The sequence below is a fragment of the Microbacterium sp. genome (assembly GCF_031178445.1).
Classification (GTDB): Bacteria; Actinomycetota; Actinomycetes; order Actinomycetales; family Microbacteriaceae; genus Microbacterium.
In genome coordinates this window covers 64,255-79,997 of the sequence record NZ_JAPSIY010000010.1, presented here as the reverse complement: position 1 = coordinate 79,997, position 15,743 = coordinate 64,255, and the positions used below count along the sequence as shown (strand labels likewise).

Genomic DNA, 15,743 nt, shown 5'->3' with positions numbered 1-15,743 from the left:
CCCGATCCGTTCACCTTCCGTTCACCCGCGGGGGAGAGTCTCGTTAACCGGTACTCCTAACGTCGCTGTGTGCCCTGCACCGGGCCGCACACATTCCCCGATCGAACGGATCCACAGTGAAGATCTCCCGCATCGCTCGTCTCAGCGCCATCGGCGCTGTCGCCGCACTCGCACTCGCCGGCTGCGCCGCGAACGAGGGGGGCGCAGCCCCCGACAGCTCCGGAGAGCCCTCCGCCTCGACGCTCGAGGGCACCCTGAAGGCGACCGGCGCCTCCTCGCAGGGAGCCGCTCAGCAGGCCTGGGTCGCCGCCTTCCAGACCGCCAACCCCGATGTCACGATCAACTACGAGCCCACCGGCTCCGGCACCGGCCGCGAGAACTTCATCGCCGGCGCCAGCGACTTCATCGGCTCGGACCGCGCCTTCAAGACCGACGAGTTCGCCGACGGTTTCAAGACCTGCGCGTCGGACGCGATCGTCGAGGTGCCGCTGTACATCTCGCCCGTCGCCGTGGCGTTCAACCTCGAGGGCGTCGACAGCCTGAACCTCGACGCGAAGACCATCGCGGGCATCTTCGCCGGCACCATCACCAAATGGAACGACTCCGCCATCGCCGACCAGAACGAGGGCGTCGCGCTGCCCGACCTGGCGATCTCGCCCGTGCACCGCTCGGACGACTCGGGCACCACCGAGACCTTCACCGCCTACCTGAACGCGACCGCCCCTGACGTGTGGACGAACGAGGCCGACGGCGTGTGGCCGATCCAGGGCGGCGAGGCCGCTCAGGGCACCTCGGGCGTGGTGCAGGCGATCAAGGCGGGTAACGGCGCCATCGGCTACGCCGACGCATCGCAGACCTCCGGCCTCGGCCAGGTGCACGTGGGCGTCGACGGCGAGTACGTCGCCTACTCGGCCGAGGCGGCCGCCGCGCTCGTCGAGGCTTCGCCGCTGGAGGAGGGCCGTGGCGCCGGAGACCTCGTCTTCGACGTCGACCCCGCCGCCGCGCCGGCCGGTTCCTACCCGATCGCGCTCGTCAGCTACCTCATCGCTTGCGAGGAGTACGAGGACGAGAACACCGCCGCCCTCGTCAAGGCCTACTTCGAGTACATGGCCGGCGAGGAGGGCCAGCAGGCCGCTGCCGACAACGCCGGCAGCGCTCCGATCTCGGAGGGCCTGCGCGAGAAGGTCCTCGCCGCCATCGACACCATCAAGGTCGGCTGACACGCCTTCCTGACTCCGATGCCCTCGCGTCCGATCCGGCGCGAGGGCATCGGAGGGTCAGCACCGAATCCCGCATCCACCCGAAACCGGAGATCATGACCACGATGACCACCTCGGCGCCACCCGAAGCTCCCGCGCCTTCTGCGTCGCGCCCGGCGCCGATCAAGGCGAAGCAGAGGCTGGGCGACCGCGTCTTCTCCGGCACCGCACTCGGCGCGGGGATCGTCATCCTCGTCGTGCTCGCGGCGGTCGCCACGTTCCTCATCGTGCAGAGCCTGCCGGCCTTCGCACCGGACACGACCGACAACCACATCCTCGAGGGCCGGTCGTTCTGGGAGTACGTCGGTCCGCTTGCTTTCGGCACCGTGTGGGCCTCGCTCATCGCCCTGCTGATCGCCACTCCCATCTCCATCGGCATCGCCCTGTTCATCTCCCACTACGCCCCGCGCCGCCTGGCCGGCGTGCTGGGCTACGTCATCGACCTGCTCGCCGCTGTGCCCTCCGTCGTGTTCGGCCTGTGGGGCGGCCTGGTGCTCGCGCCCCTGCTGCAGCCGGTCTACGCCTGGCTGAACGCCAACGCGGGTTGGTTCCCGCTCTTCGGCGGTCAGGTGTCCTCGACGGGCAAGACCATCATGACCGCGTCCCTCGTGCTGGCGGTCATGGTGATCCCGATCATGACCGCCATCTGCCGCGAGGTGTTCCTGCAGACCCCGAAGCTCCACGAGGAGGCCGCGCTCGCGCTCGGCGCCACCCGCTGGGAGATGGTGCGCATGGCCGTCCTGCCGTTCGCGCGCGGCGGCATGGTGTCGGCCGTGATGCTCGCGCTCGGCCGCGCGCTCGGAGAGACCATGGCCGTGACCATGGTGCTCTCCCCCGCGGCCGTATACAGCTTCCTGGTGCTCACGGCCACCAACCCCACGCCGATCCCGGCGAACATCGCACTGGCGTTCCCCGAGGCGCACGACACCGGCGTGAACACGCTCATCGCCACGGGTCTGATCCTGTTCATCGTGACCTTCGCGGTCAACGCCGTGGCGCGCTGGATCGTCGCCCGCCGCGCCGAGTTCTCTGGAGCGAACTGACATGACCTCGATCACCGCTCCCGCCCGCAACGCGACGCTCACCACCGGCCGCCTGGCGGGCTGGGCCCCCTGGGCGCTGCTGGGCGCATCCTTCGTCTGCTCCTTCGCGGTCTTCGGCGTGATGGCCGCGGGCGGCGACCTGGCCGACTTCAACATCGCAGGCGCCGTGATAGTCGGCGTGCTGGCCTACATGGTGCTGATCACCGTGATCTCGTCCATCGCCGAGAGTCGCCGCAAGGCGGTCGACCGGCTCATGACGGCCCTGGTCGCCACGGCCTTCACGATCGCGCTGCTGCCGCTGATCTCGCTGCTGTGGACCGTCGCCGCGAACGGCATCCAGCGTTTCGACGCCGAGTTCTTCTCGTACTCGATGCGCAACATCGTCGGCGACGGCGGTGGCATCGTGCACGCCATCTGGGGCACGGTGCTGATCACGCTGACTGCCGCCGTCATCGCCGTTCCCGTGGGTCTGATGACCTCGATCTACCTCGTCGAGTACGGCCGCGGCCGCATCGCGAAGGCCATCACCTTCCTGGTGGACGTGATGACGGGCATCCCGTCGATCGTCGCCGGTCTGTTCATCTACTCGGTGTTCGCCCTGCTCGTCCGGCCCGGCATCTCGATGGGATTCATGGGCGCTCTGGCGCTGGCCGTGCTCATGGTCCCCGTCGTCGTGCGCGGAAGCGAGGAGCTGCTGCGCATCGTGCCCAACGAGCTGCGCGAAGCCTCCTACGCGCTGGGCGTGCCGAAGTGGCTGACGATCCTCAAGGTCGTGCTGCCTACCTCGATCGCCGGCATCACCACCTCGGTGATGCTCGCCATCGCCCGCGTCATCGGCGAGACGGCCCCGCTGCTGCTGACCGCCGGCTTCACTGCGAGCCTGAACACGAACCTGTTCAACGGTCAGATGATGACCCTGCCCGTGTTCGCCTACAACTCCTACATGAACCAGGGAACCGCCGCCGACGCATCGGTGGCGCGTGCGTGGGCCGCCGCTCTCACGCTGATCCTCATCGTCATGCTGCTGAACCTCGTCGCGCGTCTGATCGCAAAGTGGTTCGCCCCCAAGACCGCCGGCCGCTGAGCCGCATCCGACCCGAAGGAACCCGATATGTCCAAGAGCATCGAAGTCAACGATCTGAACGTGTACTACGGCGACTTCCTCGCCGTCGAGGGCGTGTCCCTCGAGATCCAGCCGCGCACGGTCACCGCGTTCATCGGACCGTCCGGATGCGGCAAGTCCACGTTCCTGCGCACGCTCAACCGCATGCACGAGGTCATCCCCGGCGCACGCGTCGAGGGCGAGGTGCTGCTCGATGGCAAGGACCTGTACGGCCCCGGCGTCGACCCTGTGCTGGTGCGCCGCCAGGTGGGCATGGTCTTCCAGCGCCCCAACCCGTTCCCGACGATGTCGATCAAGGAGAACGTGCTGGCCGGCGTCAAGCTGAACAACGGCAAGATGTCCAAGAGCGACCAGGACGCCCTCGTCGAGCGCTCGCTCGTCGGCGCGAACCTCTGGAACGAGGTGAAGGACCGCCTCGACAAGCCCGGATCCGGCCTGTCCGGCGGCCAGCAGCAGCGCCTGTGCATCGCCCGGGCGATCGCCGTCTCCCCCGAGGTGATCCTCATGGACGAGCCGTGCTCTGCGCTCGACCCGATCTCGACGTACGCGATCGAGGAGCTGATCGGCGAGCTGAAGAACGAGTACACCGTGGTGATCGTCACCCACAACATGCAGCAGGCCTCACGCGTGAGCGACAAGACGGCCTTCTTCAACATCGCGGGCACCGGCAAGCCGGGCAACCTCATCGAGTACGACGACACCAGGACGATCTTCACGACTCCGTCGGTGCAGGCGACAGAGGACTACGTCTCGGGTCGCTTCGGTTGATCGGCGACTGACCGCCGGGCTGCCGCCTGACCCGGCTGACGGAGAGGCCCCCTCGGAATCGGATTCCGAGGGGGCCTCTGCGGTGCGGGGCTCAGGCCCCCGGCATCGTGTCGGTGATCTGGTCGGCGGGAGGCGCCTCGATGGTGACGTCCTCACCCCACTTGCTGAACTCCATGTTCATCGCGGTGCCCGCGATGTCCATGACGATGCGGCGAGGGAGGTCATCGGATCCGACGAACATCTCGTACTCGATGGTGTCGCCGATGTCGGCGCCCTCCGGCACCTCGATCTTCTGCGCCTCGAACAGCTTCTTCGTGTCGAGCGTGAGGGTGTACTTCGTGGTCTCGACGCCGTCGATCGTCTCGGCGCCCTCCTCGGCCTTGAAGTCCTTGAGGGCCGTCTTGAACGCCTCGAGCTGCTGGCCGATGTTCGCCTGCCCGACGGAGGAGTTCAACTGCTCCACCATCGGGTTGCTGCCGTCCTTCGGCGCCTGGTAGAACTTGCCGCCGGTCACCTCGCCCATGTTCAGGTAGAGCTCGCCGTCGACCATGCGCAGCTCGACGCCGCCTGCCATGGTCATGGCCATCTTCACCTTCGACGGGTCCTCGTCGACGACGACGTCGCCGGTGGTCTCGATCTTCTGCCCCTGCACGTCCATCGTCTGCACGAAGTGCGACGATCCCGCCTCGTACTGGGCGTCGTTGATCCGCTGGACGAAGTCATCAGCGGTCATCGTGCCCGACGCCGCCTCGGGCGCCGTTTCGGTCTGGCTCTGACCGCCCTTGTCCTTCGTGTCGGTCGTGTCGTTTCCCCCCGTGCCGCAGGCGGTCAGCCCGAGCCCTGCGACGAGAGCGATGGTCGTGGTCGCGAGTGCGCGTTTCCAGAGTGTGCTCATAGGAGAAACCCTATGCGACCCGCTGGTGCGCGACCGCATCGGTGGATGGGCAGAGATGCCCATCCACGCTGACGGTCACCGCGGCGAGAGCAGGTACCTGTTGATGTCGGCGGTGAGCTGCGGGTCCACCGGGATCGGCGATCCGTCGACCGCAGTGATCGGCGCGGCGAGGCGGACGCTGGAGACGAGCCACGCCGCGTCAGCCGCGAGCAGCTCGGAAGTCCTGATGCCGGCGTAGTCGCAGGAGAACCCCTGCGCGCTCAGGTGCTCGTACACGCTCAGCTGAGTCGTGCCGTGCAGGATGCCGGCAGACGGCGCGGTCGTGACGAACCTGTCGCCCGAGCGCAGGATCAGGGATGCGGTAGGTGCCTCGAGCACGAACCCGTCGTTGGTCACGAAGATCGCGTCGTCCGCGCCGCGGCGCTTCGCCTCGCGGAGCGCGGCCATGTTGACGGCGTACGAGAGGGTCTTGGCGCCGAGCAGAAGCCACGGCGCCCGCTCCCCCGCTCCGAGGTCGTAGCCGCGGTCGAGTGTCACCACCCTCACGCCGTCCTTTCGCACGCTCGTGAAGTCGGCCGCGACGGCCGCGGTCACCCAGGCCGTCGGCGTCGGGCCGTGTTCCACGCCCCGGCTCAGGATCAGCTTGATCACGGCTTCGCCGGGAGGGCAGGCGGATGCCGCGACGGCGATCGCCTGCCGCCACTGCTCGTGGTTCGGTGCGGGGAGGTCGCACAGCAGGGCGGAGTGCTCGAGCCGTCGCACATGGGGCTCGAGCTCCTGCGCGTGCCCGTCGATCACGCCGATGGACTCGAACACCCCATCGCCGCGCTGCGTGCTGAGCTCGCCGACGCTGAGCGCGGGCGCCGACGCGTCGACGACGGTGAACGTGCTCGCGTAGTCTTCGCGCTCGTCGTCGGCATCGACGGGGACGATCATCAGGGCGAAGCGCAGTGACATGCAACGAGCTTAGAGCGCCAGGGAATACCAGCGCCTGCGACGCGTTACACTTGATCGGCCGGGCCGCATAACCCCGGGCTCCAACTTCTGCCGCTGCGAGCGGCCTTCCGCCGAGAGGCGTTCTTGCGGCCCGGTCTTTCTGTGTCCGGGCCTCCGCGACGCCGCGGGCGGCGCGAGCAGATGGAAGCTCAGCTCAGGGCGCCGATCCGCCACGCGGCGGACGAGTCCGAGAGGTCCGTGGCGTAGCCGCTCAACCGCAGCGCACGACGGGTGAAGTCGCTGGCGCGCTGCGGCTCGGACGCCTCGTAGTCGTCGGCGAGGTGCGTGGCGCCGGACGCCTGCACGCGACAATATGCCGCGGCTCTGTCGAGTGCGATGGCGAAGTCCCCCTGGAACACGCCGCGCAGAATGGTGTCGACCAGGGCGACCAGCTCTTCGGGGCTCGCAGGCGCCGGAGCACCGGCGATCACCGCGTCCGCTGTGCGCAGTTCGACGCGGCCGCGCTCGTACAGCAGGGCAGTGGTCGCACCGTCGTCGCGGATCGCCAACTGCAGCAGGTACAGCCGCCACAGCGCTCCAGGCAGCGAGCGCGCCGGGGAATGCGCCCACAATTCGGCGATCTCGTCGATACCGTGCTCAGCGGCGAAGGCGATCAGCCGCTCGGTGGTCTCGCCCGACGCATCCTTGCGCGCGCGATCGAGGAGCGCGGATGCCGTCGCATGCGCGATGCGGGATTGCTCGGCCGGATCAACGGCGCCGACGATGTTGTCGAAGGCGGCAGGCGGACGCCGGATGGGGCGATGGAACTGTTCAGGCACCCGATCCAGCGTACGCCGATGTCAGGCGGTGGGGATGACGATGATCGGATCGCTGGTCGGCTTGCCGGTGGGAGAACCGCCCGCCGGCTCCACGGTCACGGCGATCACGTCGCCGTCGCGCATCCGTCCCTCGAGCAGTGCCGTCGCGTCCCCTCCCTCGGGACGGAAGGTGCCCGCCGCCACCGGAGCGTCGCCGCGCACGAACCACAGCTCATAGGTCTTCTTCTCATCGAGATCTTCGAGCCCGCTGGCGACCAGCACCACGCTGCCCAGTGCCTCCGACCAGTGCGCCGTGGCCTCGCCGCCGGAGGGCAGTTCGATGCTGGCCTGCTCGGCATCGTCAGCAGACCGGATCTGCTCGAGTGCCGACACCGCCTGCGGCTGCAGAAGCTGCGGGATGACGATGGCCGCACCCACTCCAAGACCGACCAGAAGCACGAAGCTCGCGGTCAACGCGAACAGCCGCCTGCTCCAGCGCCCTCGCACGGCGTCATCCTCCGGGCCGATCGGAACCGTGGCGGCCGGCCCGGCTTCAGCGGAACCGGTGCCGCCAGCCGTGGCAGGCGCGTCGGTCGGCACGGCACGCTCGGTCGTGACGGGCATGACATCGGCCGATTCGCCGGAGATCGCGGCCAGCAGCCTGTCGCGCACGACCGGCGGCGGTGCGACCGGAGTCAGCGCCTCAGCCAAGGCCGCGACGGTCTCCTCGTCGGCGTCCACCTGATCGCTCCACTCGGGGTGCGCGGCGAGTTCCTGCTGGAAGCGCTGCTCGTCAGCGTCCGACAGCGCGCGCAGCGCGTGGCCTGCGGCGAGTTCGGCGAACTCGTCCCTGTTCATGCGATCACCCCCAGTTCCGTGCGCAGTCTCGAGAGCCCGTCTCTCATCCTCGTCTTGATGGTCCCCAGTGGCGTTCCCACCAGAGCCGCGATCTCGCTCTGGCTGTATCCGCCGTAGTATGCGAGGACGAGTGCTTCCTGCTGAGCCTCTGGCAGTGTGGCCAGGGCCGCCACCACTCTGTCCCCTTCCATCCGCGATTCCACCGCCTCGGCGACGAGATCACGGTCGGCGTCGATATCCCTCACGCCGATGCGGTTGTCTCGATCGGCACTCGCCTGCGACGACCGGACGCGGTCGACGGCCCGGCGATGCGCGATCGTGAGCACCCAGGATCGTCCCTGACCCTTGTTCGGAGCGAAGCGCCCTGCGGATTGCCAGATCTCGAGGAAGACCTCCTGCAGCACCTCCTCGCTCTGTGAGCGGTTCACCAGCACGCGGAGGATGAGGGCGAAGACCCGCGAGGAGAGCATGTCGTACAGCTCGGCGAACGCCTGCCGGTCTCCGCGTGCGACGCGAACGAGGAGGTCGGCGGCGAGATCTCCCGCCGAACCGTCCTCCGGCACGTCCACGCCGTCGATGACCATCTCCACAAGCATGCCGCATCCTCCTCGTCGTGTTGCGCGCCGCGCCTCATCCGAAGGTGAACGAGTACACCTGCACCCCCGGTGAGACCTGGAGGGTGAGCTCCCCCTCGCGCGGCTCGCCGTCGATGAGGCCGTACGATCGCGGAGTGCCCTCGACGGTGAAGGTGCGGCTTTCGCCCTCCCCGTCGCGCACGGTCACCTCGCCGGTGCCTGCCAGCACGATCCTGACCTCCGACGCCCGGTACGACAGCCGTACGTCAGCGGCATCCTGCGTGGCGGGAGTCGCGTACTGCGTCTCGATGCGCCAGCGCCCGTCCAGCGCGAACGAGTCGTCGGGTTGCGCCGCGGGAAAGGCATACGTCGAAGTGCCGGCACGGTAGTCGCCGTCACCGCCGTAGTTGACGTCCTTCGCCGATCCGAGGAACGTCTCCCTCGTCGTGGCGCCGAGCTCCGGCGTGTCGTCGGCGACCTCGGTCGCGGGCGGGAGCGATACGGACAGGTCGGCGTCCACGAGCAGCTCGCGGATCATCTTCTCGGTGGCCGCGTAGTTGCCTTCACCGAAGGAGATGTGCCGCACCACGCCTTCGGCGTCGATGAGGTAGTGCGCGGGCCAGTACCGGTTGCGATACGCCGTCCAGGTCGACAGCGTGTTGTCGAGCGCGACCGGATACTCGATGCCGAAATCGCGGATGCCGGCGCGGACGTTGTCGGGTTCCTTCTCGAACGCGTACTCGGGCGAGTGGATGCCGATGACCTGCAGTCCGGCGTCACGATAGGCCTCGTCCCAGGCGACGACGTGCGGTATCGAACGCTGGCAGTTGATGCACGAGTACGCCCAGAAGTCGATGAGCACCACCTGTCCGCGCAGCTGCTCCAGTTCGAGCGCCTCGCCGTCGGGCGTGTTGAGCCATTCCTGGATGCCGCGGATGGCCGGCGCCTGACCGCACTCCTCGAGCACGGTCGCCCCGTTGGTGCAGTTGTCGAGTTCGCGGTTCTCGTCGGTGACGAGGCCTCCGAGGTCGAGCGCGTCGCCCTGCTGTTCTGCCAGGTCCTCCTGAAGACCCGCGGTGTAGTCGGGCAGCAGTCGCTGCAGCATCTGCGGGACGTTGAACGCCAATCCGACCGCGAGGGCGATCATCGCGATCCCCGCGGCGATGCGCAGACCGCGCTCGCGGGAGCGGAACGCCCGGATCCTCTCGATCAGTCCCCGGCCGGCGAGCGCGAACGCGAGCAGCGGCACGGCGACACCGAGGGCGAACGATACGGTGAGCGCCACGGTGTCGATGCCGATGCGCCCGGTCGACCCGGCCACGATGATCGCGGCGAGCACGGGACCTGCGCACGGCACGAACACGGCCCCAAGGGCGAGCCCGACTCCGAAGCCGCTGCCGTTGTTGCGCACCTCTTTGCGAGGGATCCACTGGAACGGTTTCTCGAGCAGTTGCTCGAAGCGCGGTATGAGCAGGCCGACGCCCAGCAGGATCAGCACCACGATGCCGACCCAGCGGATCACGTCCTGGGGCAGGTTCAGCAGCCCGAGGAGCAGCGAGCCGGCGAGCGTGACGAGGCTGAAGCTCAGCACCAGGCCGGCGATGACCAGGAACGGCCTGGCCCTGGACGCCGGCGCTGTCTCCCCTTCGAAGCGTGCGGACTGCGCACCTCCTGTCAGGAAGATGACCGGCAGCACCGGCAGGATGCACGGCGATATGCCGGTGATGAGACCGCCGAGCAGTCCGATGATGATCAGATCCATGATCCGCCTTCCGTCGCTGATGCTTCGGCTCGGAGGTGCCGATCGGATTGGATGCGGCCGATTTCGAGGACTTCCAATCCGATCGGGGCGATGCCCCGAACAACCCTCGACGCCGCGGGAAGGCCGCGGCTCCGAATCCCGGAGGTTGACATGCTCAGCACCAAGAAGAAGATCACCGCAGCTCTGACACTCGGTTTCGCCGGCGTCCTCGTACTGGCGGGATGCACCATGAGTTCCGAGCCGGACTCGACGTCCGACGAGCCCAAGGCGCCCGAGACGTCCGAGACGACCGAGGACGCGCCCGAGACGATGGACCCCGCAGCGAACCTGGTCGGTCCCGGCTGTGAGGCTTACGCCGAGCAGGTGCCGGACGGCGCCGGCTCGATCCAGGGCATGTCCCAGGACCCGGTCGCGGTTGCGGCGTCCAACAATCCGATCCTGACGACCCTTGTCTCCGCGGTCAGCGGAGAGCTGAACCCGGACGTGAACCTCGTCGACACCCTCAACGGCGACGAGTTCACCGTGTTCGCGCCGGTCGATGACGCCTTCGGCAAGATCGACCCCGCCACCATCGAGGGCCTGAAAACCGACGCCGACACCCTGACGTCGATCCTGACCTACCACGTGGTGCCCGGTCAGATCGAGCCGGCGGACATCGCCGGAATGCACACGACGGTTCAGGGTGCCGAGCTGGAGGTCACCGGCTCCGGTGACATGTGGATGGTCAACGACGCCAACGTCATCTGCGGTGGCGTGCAGACGGCCAACGCCACCGTGTACCTCATCGACACGGTGCTGATGCCCCCGGCTCAGTGACCCTCGCAGCGGGCCGGTCATGGGGATGACCGGCCCGCTGACAGACCGTGGCGCCGACCTGGGGAGGGCGGCGCATCGGAGAAGAACGCGCCTGCCGATCTCCTTCGGCAGGCGCGTTCGGCGTCTGCCGAGCGACATCGATGCCGCGCTGAAGCCGGGCTAGGATGGATCAGTCAGGCCTTCGCGCCGTTGACGGGCCTCTAGCTCAGTTGGCAGAGCATCGGACTTTTAATCCGCGGGTCGTGGGTTCGAGCCCCACGGGGCCCACCGCACCACCCGATCACGGGCTCCACCAGACGTTCAGGCCTAAGCTCCCGCCCACCTGCGTGCGGACCGACTCTTCACGAGCCGCACGATCCATTCGAAGAGCAGCCAGAGCCAACCGCCGAGCCACAGCGCGGCGCAGACGGCGAAGAACTGCATCGAGAGGGTCTCTCCCGTGCCGGTGGAGCTGGTGCCGAGCAGCTCTGTGAAGGCCGAGCCGTATCGACCGTCGTCGCCCCCGTCCACGAGGAAGAAGGCGGCCGCGAGCACTCCGATCGACGTCAGCCAGGCGGCGATCAGGCCGCGGCGGGCAGCGGCCGTTCGACTGAACACTCCGCGGCTGCGAAGGAGGGCGTTCGCGGCTATCACCACCTGAACCGCGTAGCCGATCAGCAGAAGCGGGCTGCTCCAGATCGCCAGCACCATCATCCAGCCGGGAAACACCGAGAGCTTCAGCAGCACGGCCAGCGGCGGGAGGACGATCAGGGCCAGACCGGCGATGACGGCCGATGCCCGCGGGACCCGTGTGCTCATGCCGTCGATTGTGGCACCTATCACGCGCGACCCGTGCGTGGCCAGCCCCCTGCGATGACCTGGCTGCGGCGCGCAAGCTGACAGGGTTCCCCTCCCGACACGGAAAGGATCGAATCATGACGAGCATCTCCGAGACCAACGTCGCATTCCTGGCCACGAACGGATTCGAGGACAGTGAGCTCACCAGCCCGTGGCAGGCCGTCACCGGAGCGGGCGCGACTGCGACGATGCTGTCTCCTGCCCCGGACGAGATCTCCGGGAAGAACGGGCATGTCCAGGCCGTCGACGTCCCGGTCGCCGACGCGTCGGCCGACGACTTCGATGCACTCGTGCTGCCGGGCGGGGTGGTCAACGCGGATCATCTGCGCATGGACGCGGCCTCCGTGGCCTTCGCACGGGCGTTCTTCGATCAGCACAAGCCCGTCGGTGTGATCTGCCACGGCGCCTGGATTCTCGTCGAGGCCGACGTCGTCAGGGGACGCACCATCACGAGCTACTCGAGCCTCGCCACCGACCTGCGAAACGCAGGTGCCGCCTGGGTGGACCAGGAGGTGGTCGTCGACGCCGGGCTCGTCTCCAGCCGCACTCCTGACGACCTTCCCGCGTTCAACGCCAAGGTCATCGAGGAGATCGCCGAGGGCACGCATCGCGAGCAGCACGCCTGAGACGACGCGGGCGACCCGTACGTCAACTCACGCGCGCCCGATGCCTGCGCACCGCGTCGCGGTTCGCGCATCGCACGGAGCAATATCGCTGACGACCGTTGCGAGTGATGTCGGCGATGACCCTCTCGCACGGCGACGCCGCGCACCGACCGAGCCGATGTGTGCCTCGGCCGGCCAGATGCAGAGCCGTGCCGACGCTGATCACGGCCTCGAGCACCGACGGCAGAGACGTCGTCTCGTAGCGGTAGTGCAGGTGCCAGCCCTCCCCGTCGTGATCGATGAGCTGCGGGTAGGCCGCTGCCGCCGCCATCTGCTTGTTGAGCAGTGCGGCGCGCGTCGCCGCGTCGGGCGCGTCGACGACATCCAGCCAGGCGTCGATCACCGAGCGGATGCGGGCGTGGTCGCCCGGCCCCTCCGAGAACTCCATCGTCATACCGAAGTCACGGGTGCGCTGCTCGACTCCCGCACGGTCGGCGGGCCAGTCGTTCGCCAGGGAGGTTGCCATCAGCACGGCGTACTCGCCGTAAGGGTTGAGATGCACAAGAGCATTACATCATCGTGGAGGCATGACCGCACCTTCGACTCTCCCGCTTCCCGTGATCGCGACGCACGAGCACGCCTGGATCGTCGATTCCGCCCACCGCACTTCCGAGGGTGAGATCGTCTACGTGCACTGCACCGGCTGCCCCGCCCGCCGAGTGGACGTACGCAGTTCACCGTGGTCTCCGCCGCGGGAGATCAGTCGCCCGACTCGCGGCTGAACGCTGTTCGCACACAGATGGTTGACACGGATAGCAAAGCTTTTCTATGCTCGCGGGAAGTTCGGCGACGACGCCTTCCCACCATGACCGGCTCAGCGTCCGAGCTTGTACCGTGCCCACCCGATGCACGGCAGCACCTTCCCTCCTCCCGTGAACGGAGCCCGTCATGCCCCCCGTCTTCCCCTCGCCGCACGACACCGAATGCCTCGAGCGCACACCCCTCAGCCTGCTTCCGATGAATCGACGCACCTTCCTCAACGGAGCGATCGGCCTCGGCGTCGGCGTCGCCGCCTTGGGTGCCGGGCTGCTGGGCGACCCCACGTACGCGGCCGCTCAGACCGACCTGCTGCTCAACGGCGGTTTCGACGATGTCGTCGACGGGATGCCGCGCGACTGGCGGCTGTTCGGTGCGGCCTCCGCGCCCCACCTCGCATCCTCGCAGGCGCGCGTGCGCAGCACCGGCTCGAGCGTCCGCCTCGCAGATCCGGATGCGACGGCCGTCGTCGGACTGCGCAGCGCTCCGGCGGCCGTCACCGCCGGCGGCACGTACGACGCCGGAGTCCACGTCTTCATCGAGCGCGGAGAGGCGAGCTTCTACCTGGAGTTCTGGAACGCCTCAGGGGTGAGGGTGTGGAATCAGTTCCGCACGAGCTCGATCACCGGCAGCTGGCAGTATCTGGACCTGCGGGGCACGGCACCGGATGACGCGGTCGAAGCGACCGTGCTGATCTACTCCTCCCGCTCCAACGCCGGAACCGCGTATTTCGACGACGCCGCGCTGACTGCCGTCACGCCGCTGGTGCCGCAGCTGGCCGGACCGGCATCCCTCACGGCCGCCGTCCGCGGCGCGGTCGTCGAAGGCGATCGCGTCTACCTCACATCTCGCTACAAGACTCCGGACGGCCGGTTGAGACTGGCACAGTTCGACATCGGCACCGGGGCGAGCATCACCGTCGACGACCTGGACATCGAAGGCACCGGCGGTCATCGACTGGCCTCCGACGGCCGCTACGTCTACATCGGACCGTCCGGCAGCGCATGGATCTGGCGCTACGATCCCGCCACGCGGTCCGTCGAGCGCTGGGCGGAAGCGGGCTCCTCCACGACGTGGTACTACTCGATGACCGTGCACGGAGGTCATCTCTACATCGGCACCTATCCCGACTGCACCGTCAAGCGCGTACGCCTCACCGATGGCGCCGTCGAGACGTACGGCCGCGTCTCCACCTCGCTGTACGCCACGGCAGTGGTCGTCGACGACGAGTACGTGTACGCGGGTTCGGCCGCACCCGGCCGACTGCTGCGGTGGCCGAAGGACGGCGGCGACGCGGTCGACCTCTCCGCCTCGCTCAGCGAGTCCCCCGTCGGCATCCTCGCCATGGCCGCCTCCGGCGGGATGCTCCACGTCGCCTGCGGGCGGGAGGTGATCTCCATCCGCCCGGACGGCTCCGACCGCGTGGCACGCCCGATCCCCGGAGCCGACCGCTACGTCGACCAGCTGGCGGTGGGCGGCGACGGAGCGGTCTACGCCGTCGCCCGACTCACGTCCAACCACTACCGGGTCACGCCCACTGAGCTGGTCGCCGTCGGCCGTCCGCTCGACAACATCGAGAATCAGCTGCTGGCGGTTACCGCCGACGGCCGCCTCGTCGGCGTGAGCGGGCTCGGCCACGTGTGGAACCTGCAGCCGGGCGGACCGCACACCGTCTGGGACACCTCCACGCGAGGCTTCGGCTACCCGGAGGTGGCGCAGTCGATGCTCCTGACCCGCCGCCAGCGCGTGTGGGTCGGCGGTCACTTCGCGATCACGGTGCACCACCCGCCGTCGGGCACGGTGCGCCGGTTCGACGTCAACGGCGAACCGAAGGCCCTCGTCGAGGGGCGAGACGGCACGGTGTATGCGGGGATGTATCCCACCGGTGAGATCATCGCGATCGATCCGGACACGCTCAAGGTGCGCGTGCTCGGCACACTGGGCCACGGGCAGATGCGAACGCGGGCGATGCACTTCGACGCCGACCGGAACCAGCTGCTCGTCGCCTCCGGCCCGACGGGCGGCAACCACACCGGCGCCCTCACCTTCATCGACCTCGCGACCGGCGCCTTCGAGGTGCGCAAGGACTTCCTTCCCGACCAGAGCGTTATGTCGGTCGCCGTCTCGGGGTCGACGGCCTACATCGTCGGCGACACGTACGGCGAATCGACCGGCGGTCCCATCCTCCCGGCCGCGCAGGTGGCCGCCGTGGATCTGCGTACCCGTCAGCTGCTGTGGCGCGAGGTTCTGCGCCCTGACTGGCTCTCGTACGAGGCGGTCCACGCCGTGGACGGTCAGCTCTATTTCATGAGCCGCCGACCCCGTGGCCGCTGGTTCGCCTTCGACCCCGCGTCGAGGCGGGTCGTGCGCGAGGGAGATCTCGGCGGGTACGGCGGCTTCGGAGAAGCGGGCGGTCGCGTGTTCTCGTGGGTGCACTGGACCTACGACATCCGTGAACTGCCGAGCGAGCGGACTCCTGTCGGCGGCCTGCTGCACGGCGGCATCCCGAACGGCTGGTACAACAATCCGGTGTTCAACATCACGCCGAACGGCAAGGCCACCTGGGGTATGCACGGCACCGACCTCGCCCTGTTCCCGCTGCCCGTCCGCTCCTGACGGCCTTCGCCGTCCG

At 68.4% G+C, this 15,743-nt stretch carries 16 protein-coding genes and 1 tRNA gene; 9 read left to right on the top strand and 8 right to left on the bottom strand.

Annotated features, from left to right (window positions below; all coding sequences use genetic code 11):
- The first annotated feature begins 116 nt into the window (after positions 1 to 116).
- The 4 genes from RIN43_RS13895 to pstB all read left to right on the top strand — a co-directional run bounded on the left by RIN43_RS13895 (position 117) and on the right by pstB (position 4,193).
- Positions 117 to 1,220 (top strand): phosphate ABC transporter substrate-binding protein PstS, encoded by a 1,104-nt coding sequence (locus tag RIN43_RS13895; protein ID WP_309129520.1) that lies wholly within the window; start codon positions 117 to 119, stop codon positions 1,218 to 1,220.
- Between the two features lie 104 nt (positions 1,221 to 1,324).
- On the top strand, positions 1,325 to 2,302 hold the full coding sequence (gene pstC / locus RIN43_RS13890; RefSeq protein ID WP_309129519.1) for a phosphate ABC transporter permease subunit PstC: 978 nt from the start codon (positions 1,325 to 1,327) through the stop codon (positions 2,300 to 2,302).
- Between the two features lies 1 nt (position 2,303).
- Positions 2,304 to 3,386, top strand: coding sequence for a phosphate ABC transporter permease PstA (gene pstA / locus RIN43_RS13885; protein ID WP_309129518.1), 1,083 nt, complete (start codon positions 2,304 to 2,306; stop codon positions 3,384 to 3,386).
- A 27-nt stretch (positions 3,387 to 3,413) separates the two neighbouring features.
- The gene (gene pstB, locus RIN43_RS13880; RefSeq protein WP_309129517.1) at positions 3,414 to 4,193 is read left to right on the top strand and encodes a phosphate ABC transporter ATP-binding protein PstB; all 780 of its coding nucleotides are present in this window, start codon (positions 3,414 to 3,416) and stop codon (positions 4,191 to 4,193) included.
- 91 nt (positions 4,194 to 4,284) lie between these two features.
- On the opposite strand, the gene RIN43_RS13875 is transcribed toward pstB, so the two are convergent.
- From RIN43_RS13875 to RIN43_RS13850, 6 genes are all read right to left on the bottom strand, one after another.
- The gene (locus RIN43_RS13875) at positions 4,285 to 5,088 is read right to left on the bottom strand and encodes a DUF6612 family protein (RefSeq protein ID WP_309129516.1); all 804 of its coding nucleotides are present in this window, start codon (positions 5,086 to 5,088) and stop codon (positions 4,285 to 4,287) included.
- Between the two features lie 75 nt (positions 5,089 to 5,163).
- Complete coding sequence (locus RIN43_RS13870) at positions 5,164 to 6,045, bottom strand: aminodeoxychorismate lyase (protein ID WP_309129515.1); 882 nt, start codon at positions 6,043 to 6,045, stop codon at positions 5,164 to 5,166.
- Positions 6,046 to 6,233: 188 nt separating this feature from the next.
- The gene (locus tag RIN43_RS13865; RefSeq protein ID WP_375163753.1) at positions 6,234 to 6,872 is read right to left on the bottom strand and encodes a DNA-directed RNA polymerase subunit beta; all 639 of its coding nucleotides are present in this window, start codon (positions 6,870 to 6,872) and stop codon (positions 6,234 to 6,236) included.
- A 12-nt stretch (positions 6,873 to 6,884) separates the two neighbouring features.
- Positions 6,885 to 7,700, bottom strand: coding sequence for an anti-sigma factor (locus RIN43_RS13860; RefSeq protein WP_309129513.1), 816 nt, complete (start codon positions 7,698 to 7,700; stop codon positions 6,885 to 6,887).
- Positions 7,697 to 8,296, bottom strand: a complete 600-nt coding sequence (gene sigK / locus RIN43_RS13855) for an ECF RNA polymerase sigma factor SigK (protein WP_309129512.1) — start codon at positions 8,294 to 8,296, stop codon at positions 7,697 to 7,699. The genes RIN43_RS13860 and sigK overlap by 4 nt, the downstream gene beginning before the upstream one ends.
- A gap of 34 nt (positions 8,297 to 8,330) precedes the next feature.
- Positions 8,331 to 10,037 (bottom strand): cytochrome c biogenesis protein DipZ, encoded by a 1,707-nt coding sequence (locus tag RIN43_RS13850; protein ID WP_309129511.1) that lies wholly within the window; start codon positions 10,035 to 10,037, stop codon positions 8,331 to 8,333.
- A gap of 150 nt (positions 10,038 to 10,187) precedes the next feature.
- Here RIN43_RS13850 and RIN43_RS13845 point away from each other — a divergent pair, with 150 nt between their 5' ends.
- Entirely contained in the window at positions 10,188 to 10,853 is a 666-nt protein-coding gene (locus RIN43_RS13845; RefSeq protein ID WP_309129510.1) for a fasciclin domain-containing protein, read from the top strand.
- 194 nt (positions 10,854 to 11,047) lie between these two features.
- Positions 11,048 to 11,120 (top strand) — tRNA-Lys (locus RIN43_RS13840).
- 39 nt (positions 11,121 to 11,159) lie between these two features.
- On the opposite strand, the gene RIN43_RS13835 is transcribed toward RIN43_RS13840, so the two are convergent.
- The gene (locus tag RIN43_RS13835; RefSeq protein WP_309129509.1) at positions 11,160 to 11,651 is read right to left on the bottom strand and encodes a hypothetical protein; all 492 of its coding nucleotides are present in this window, start codon (positions 11,649 to 11,651) and stop codon (positions 11,160 to 11,162) included.
- A gap of 116 nt (positions 11,652 to 11,767) precedes the next feature.
- On the opposite strand from RIN43_RS13835, the gene RIN43_RS13830 reads away from it, so the two are divergent.
- Positions 11,768 to 12,316, top strand: coding sequence for a type 1 glutamine amidotransferase domain-containing protein (locus RIN43_RS13830; protein WP_309129508.1), 549 nt, complete (start codon positions 11,768 to 11,770; stop codon positions 12,314 to 12,316).
- A 22-nt stretch (positions 12,317 to 12,338) separates the two neighbouring features.
- On the opposite strand, the gene RIN43_RS13825 is transcribed toward RIN43_RS13830, so the two are convergent.
- Entirely contained in the window at positions 12,339 to 12,857 is a 519-nt protein-coding gene (locus RIN43_RS13825; protein ID WP_309129507.1) for a CGNR zinc finger domain-containing protein, read from the bottom strand.
- A gap of 25 nt (positions 12,858 to 12,882) precedes the next feature.
- Here RIN43_RS13825 and RIN43_RS13820 point away from each other — a divergent pair, with 25 nt between their 5' ends.
- Both RIN43_RS13820 and RIN43_RS13815 read left to right on the top strand, forming a co-directional pair.
- A complete protein-coding gene (locus tag RIN43_RS13820) occupies positions 12,883 to 13,077 on the top strand; it encodes a hypothetical protein (protein ID WP_309129506.1) in 195 nt (64 codons plus the stop codon).
- Between the two features lie 166 nt (positions 13,078 to 13,243).
- On the top strand, positions 13,244 to 15,727 hold the full coding sequence (locus tag RIN43_RS13815) for a hypothetical protein (protein ID WP_309129505.1): 2,484 nt from the start codon (positions 13,244 to 13,246) through the stop codon (positions 15,725 to 15,727).
- The last annotated feature ends 16 nt before the right edge of the window (positions 15,728 to 15,743 follow it).

Excerpts from the sequence above, each read along its gene's own strand:
- pstC (WP_309129519.1), top strand. The coding sequence starts at position 1,325 with ATGACCACCTCGGCGCCACCCGAAGCTCCCGCGCCTTCTGCGTCGCGC.
- pstA (WP_309129518.1), top strand. The coding sequence starts at position 2,304 with ATGACCTCGATCACCGCTCCCGCCCGCAACGCGACGCTCACCACCGGC.
- pstB (WP_309129517.1), top strand. The coding sequence starts at position 3,414 with ATGTCCAAGAGCATCGAAGTCAACGATCTGAACGTGTACTACGGCGAC.
- RIN43_RS13875 (WP_309129516.1), bottom strand. The coding sequence starts at position 5,088 with ATGAGCACACTCTGGAAACGCGCACTCGCGACCACGACCATCGCTCTC.
- RIN43_RS13870 (WP_309129515.1), bottom strand. The coding sequence starts at position 6,045 with ATGTCACTGCGCTTCGCCCTGATGATCGTCCCCGTCGATGCCGACGAC.
- RIN43_RS13860 (WP_309129513.1), bottom strand. The coding sequence starts at position 7,700 with ATGAACAGGGACGAGTTCGCCGAACTCGCCGCAGGCCACGCGCTGCGC.
- sigK (WP_309129512.1), bottom strand. The coding sequence starts at position 8,296 with ATGCTTGTGGAGATGGTCATCGACGGCGTGGACGTGCCGGAGGACGGT.
- RIN43_RS13850 (WP_309129511.1), bottom strand. The coding sequence starts at position 10,037 with ATGGATCTGATCATCATCGGACTGCTCGGCGGTCTCATCACCGGCATA.
- RIN43_RS13845 (WP_309129510.1), top strand. The coding sequence starts at position 10,188 with ATGCTCAGCACCAAGAAGAAGATCACCGCAGCTCTGACACTCGGTTTC.
- RIN43_RS13835 (WP_309129509.1), bottom strand. The coding sequence starts at position 11,651 with ATGAGCACACGGGTCCCGCGGGCATCGGCCGTCATCGCCGGTCTGGCC.
- RIN43_RS13830 (WP_309129508.1), top strand. The coding sequence starts at position 11,768 with ATGACGAGCATCTCCGAGACCAACGTCGCATTCCTGGCCACGAACGGA.
- RIN43_RS13820 (WP_309129506.1), top strand. The coding sequence starts at position 12,883 with ATGACCGCACCTTCGACTCTCCCGCTTCCCGTGATCGCGACGCACGAG.
- RIN43_RS13815 (WP_309129505.1), top strand. The coding sequence starts at position 13,244 with ATGCCCCCCGTCTTCCCCTCGCCGCACGACACCGAATGCCTCGAGCGC.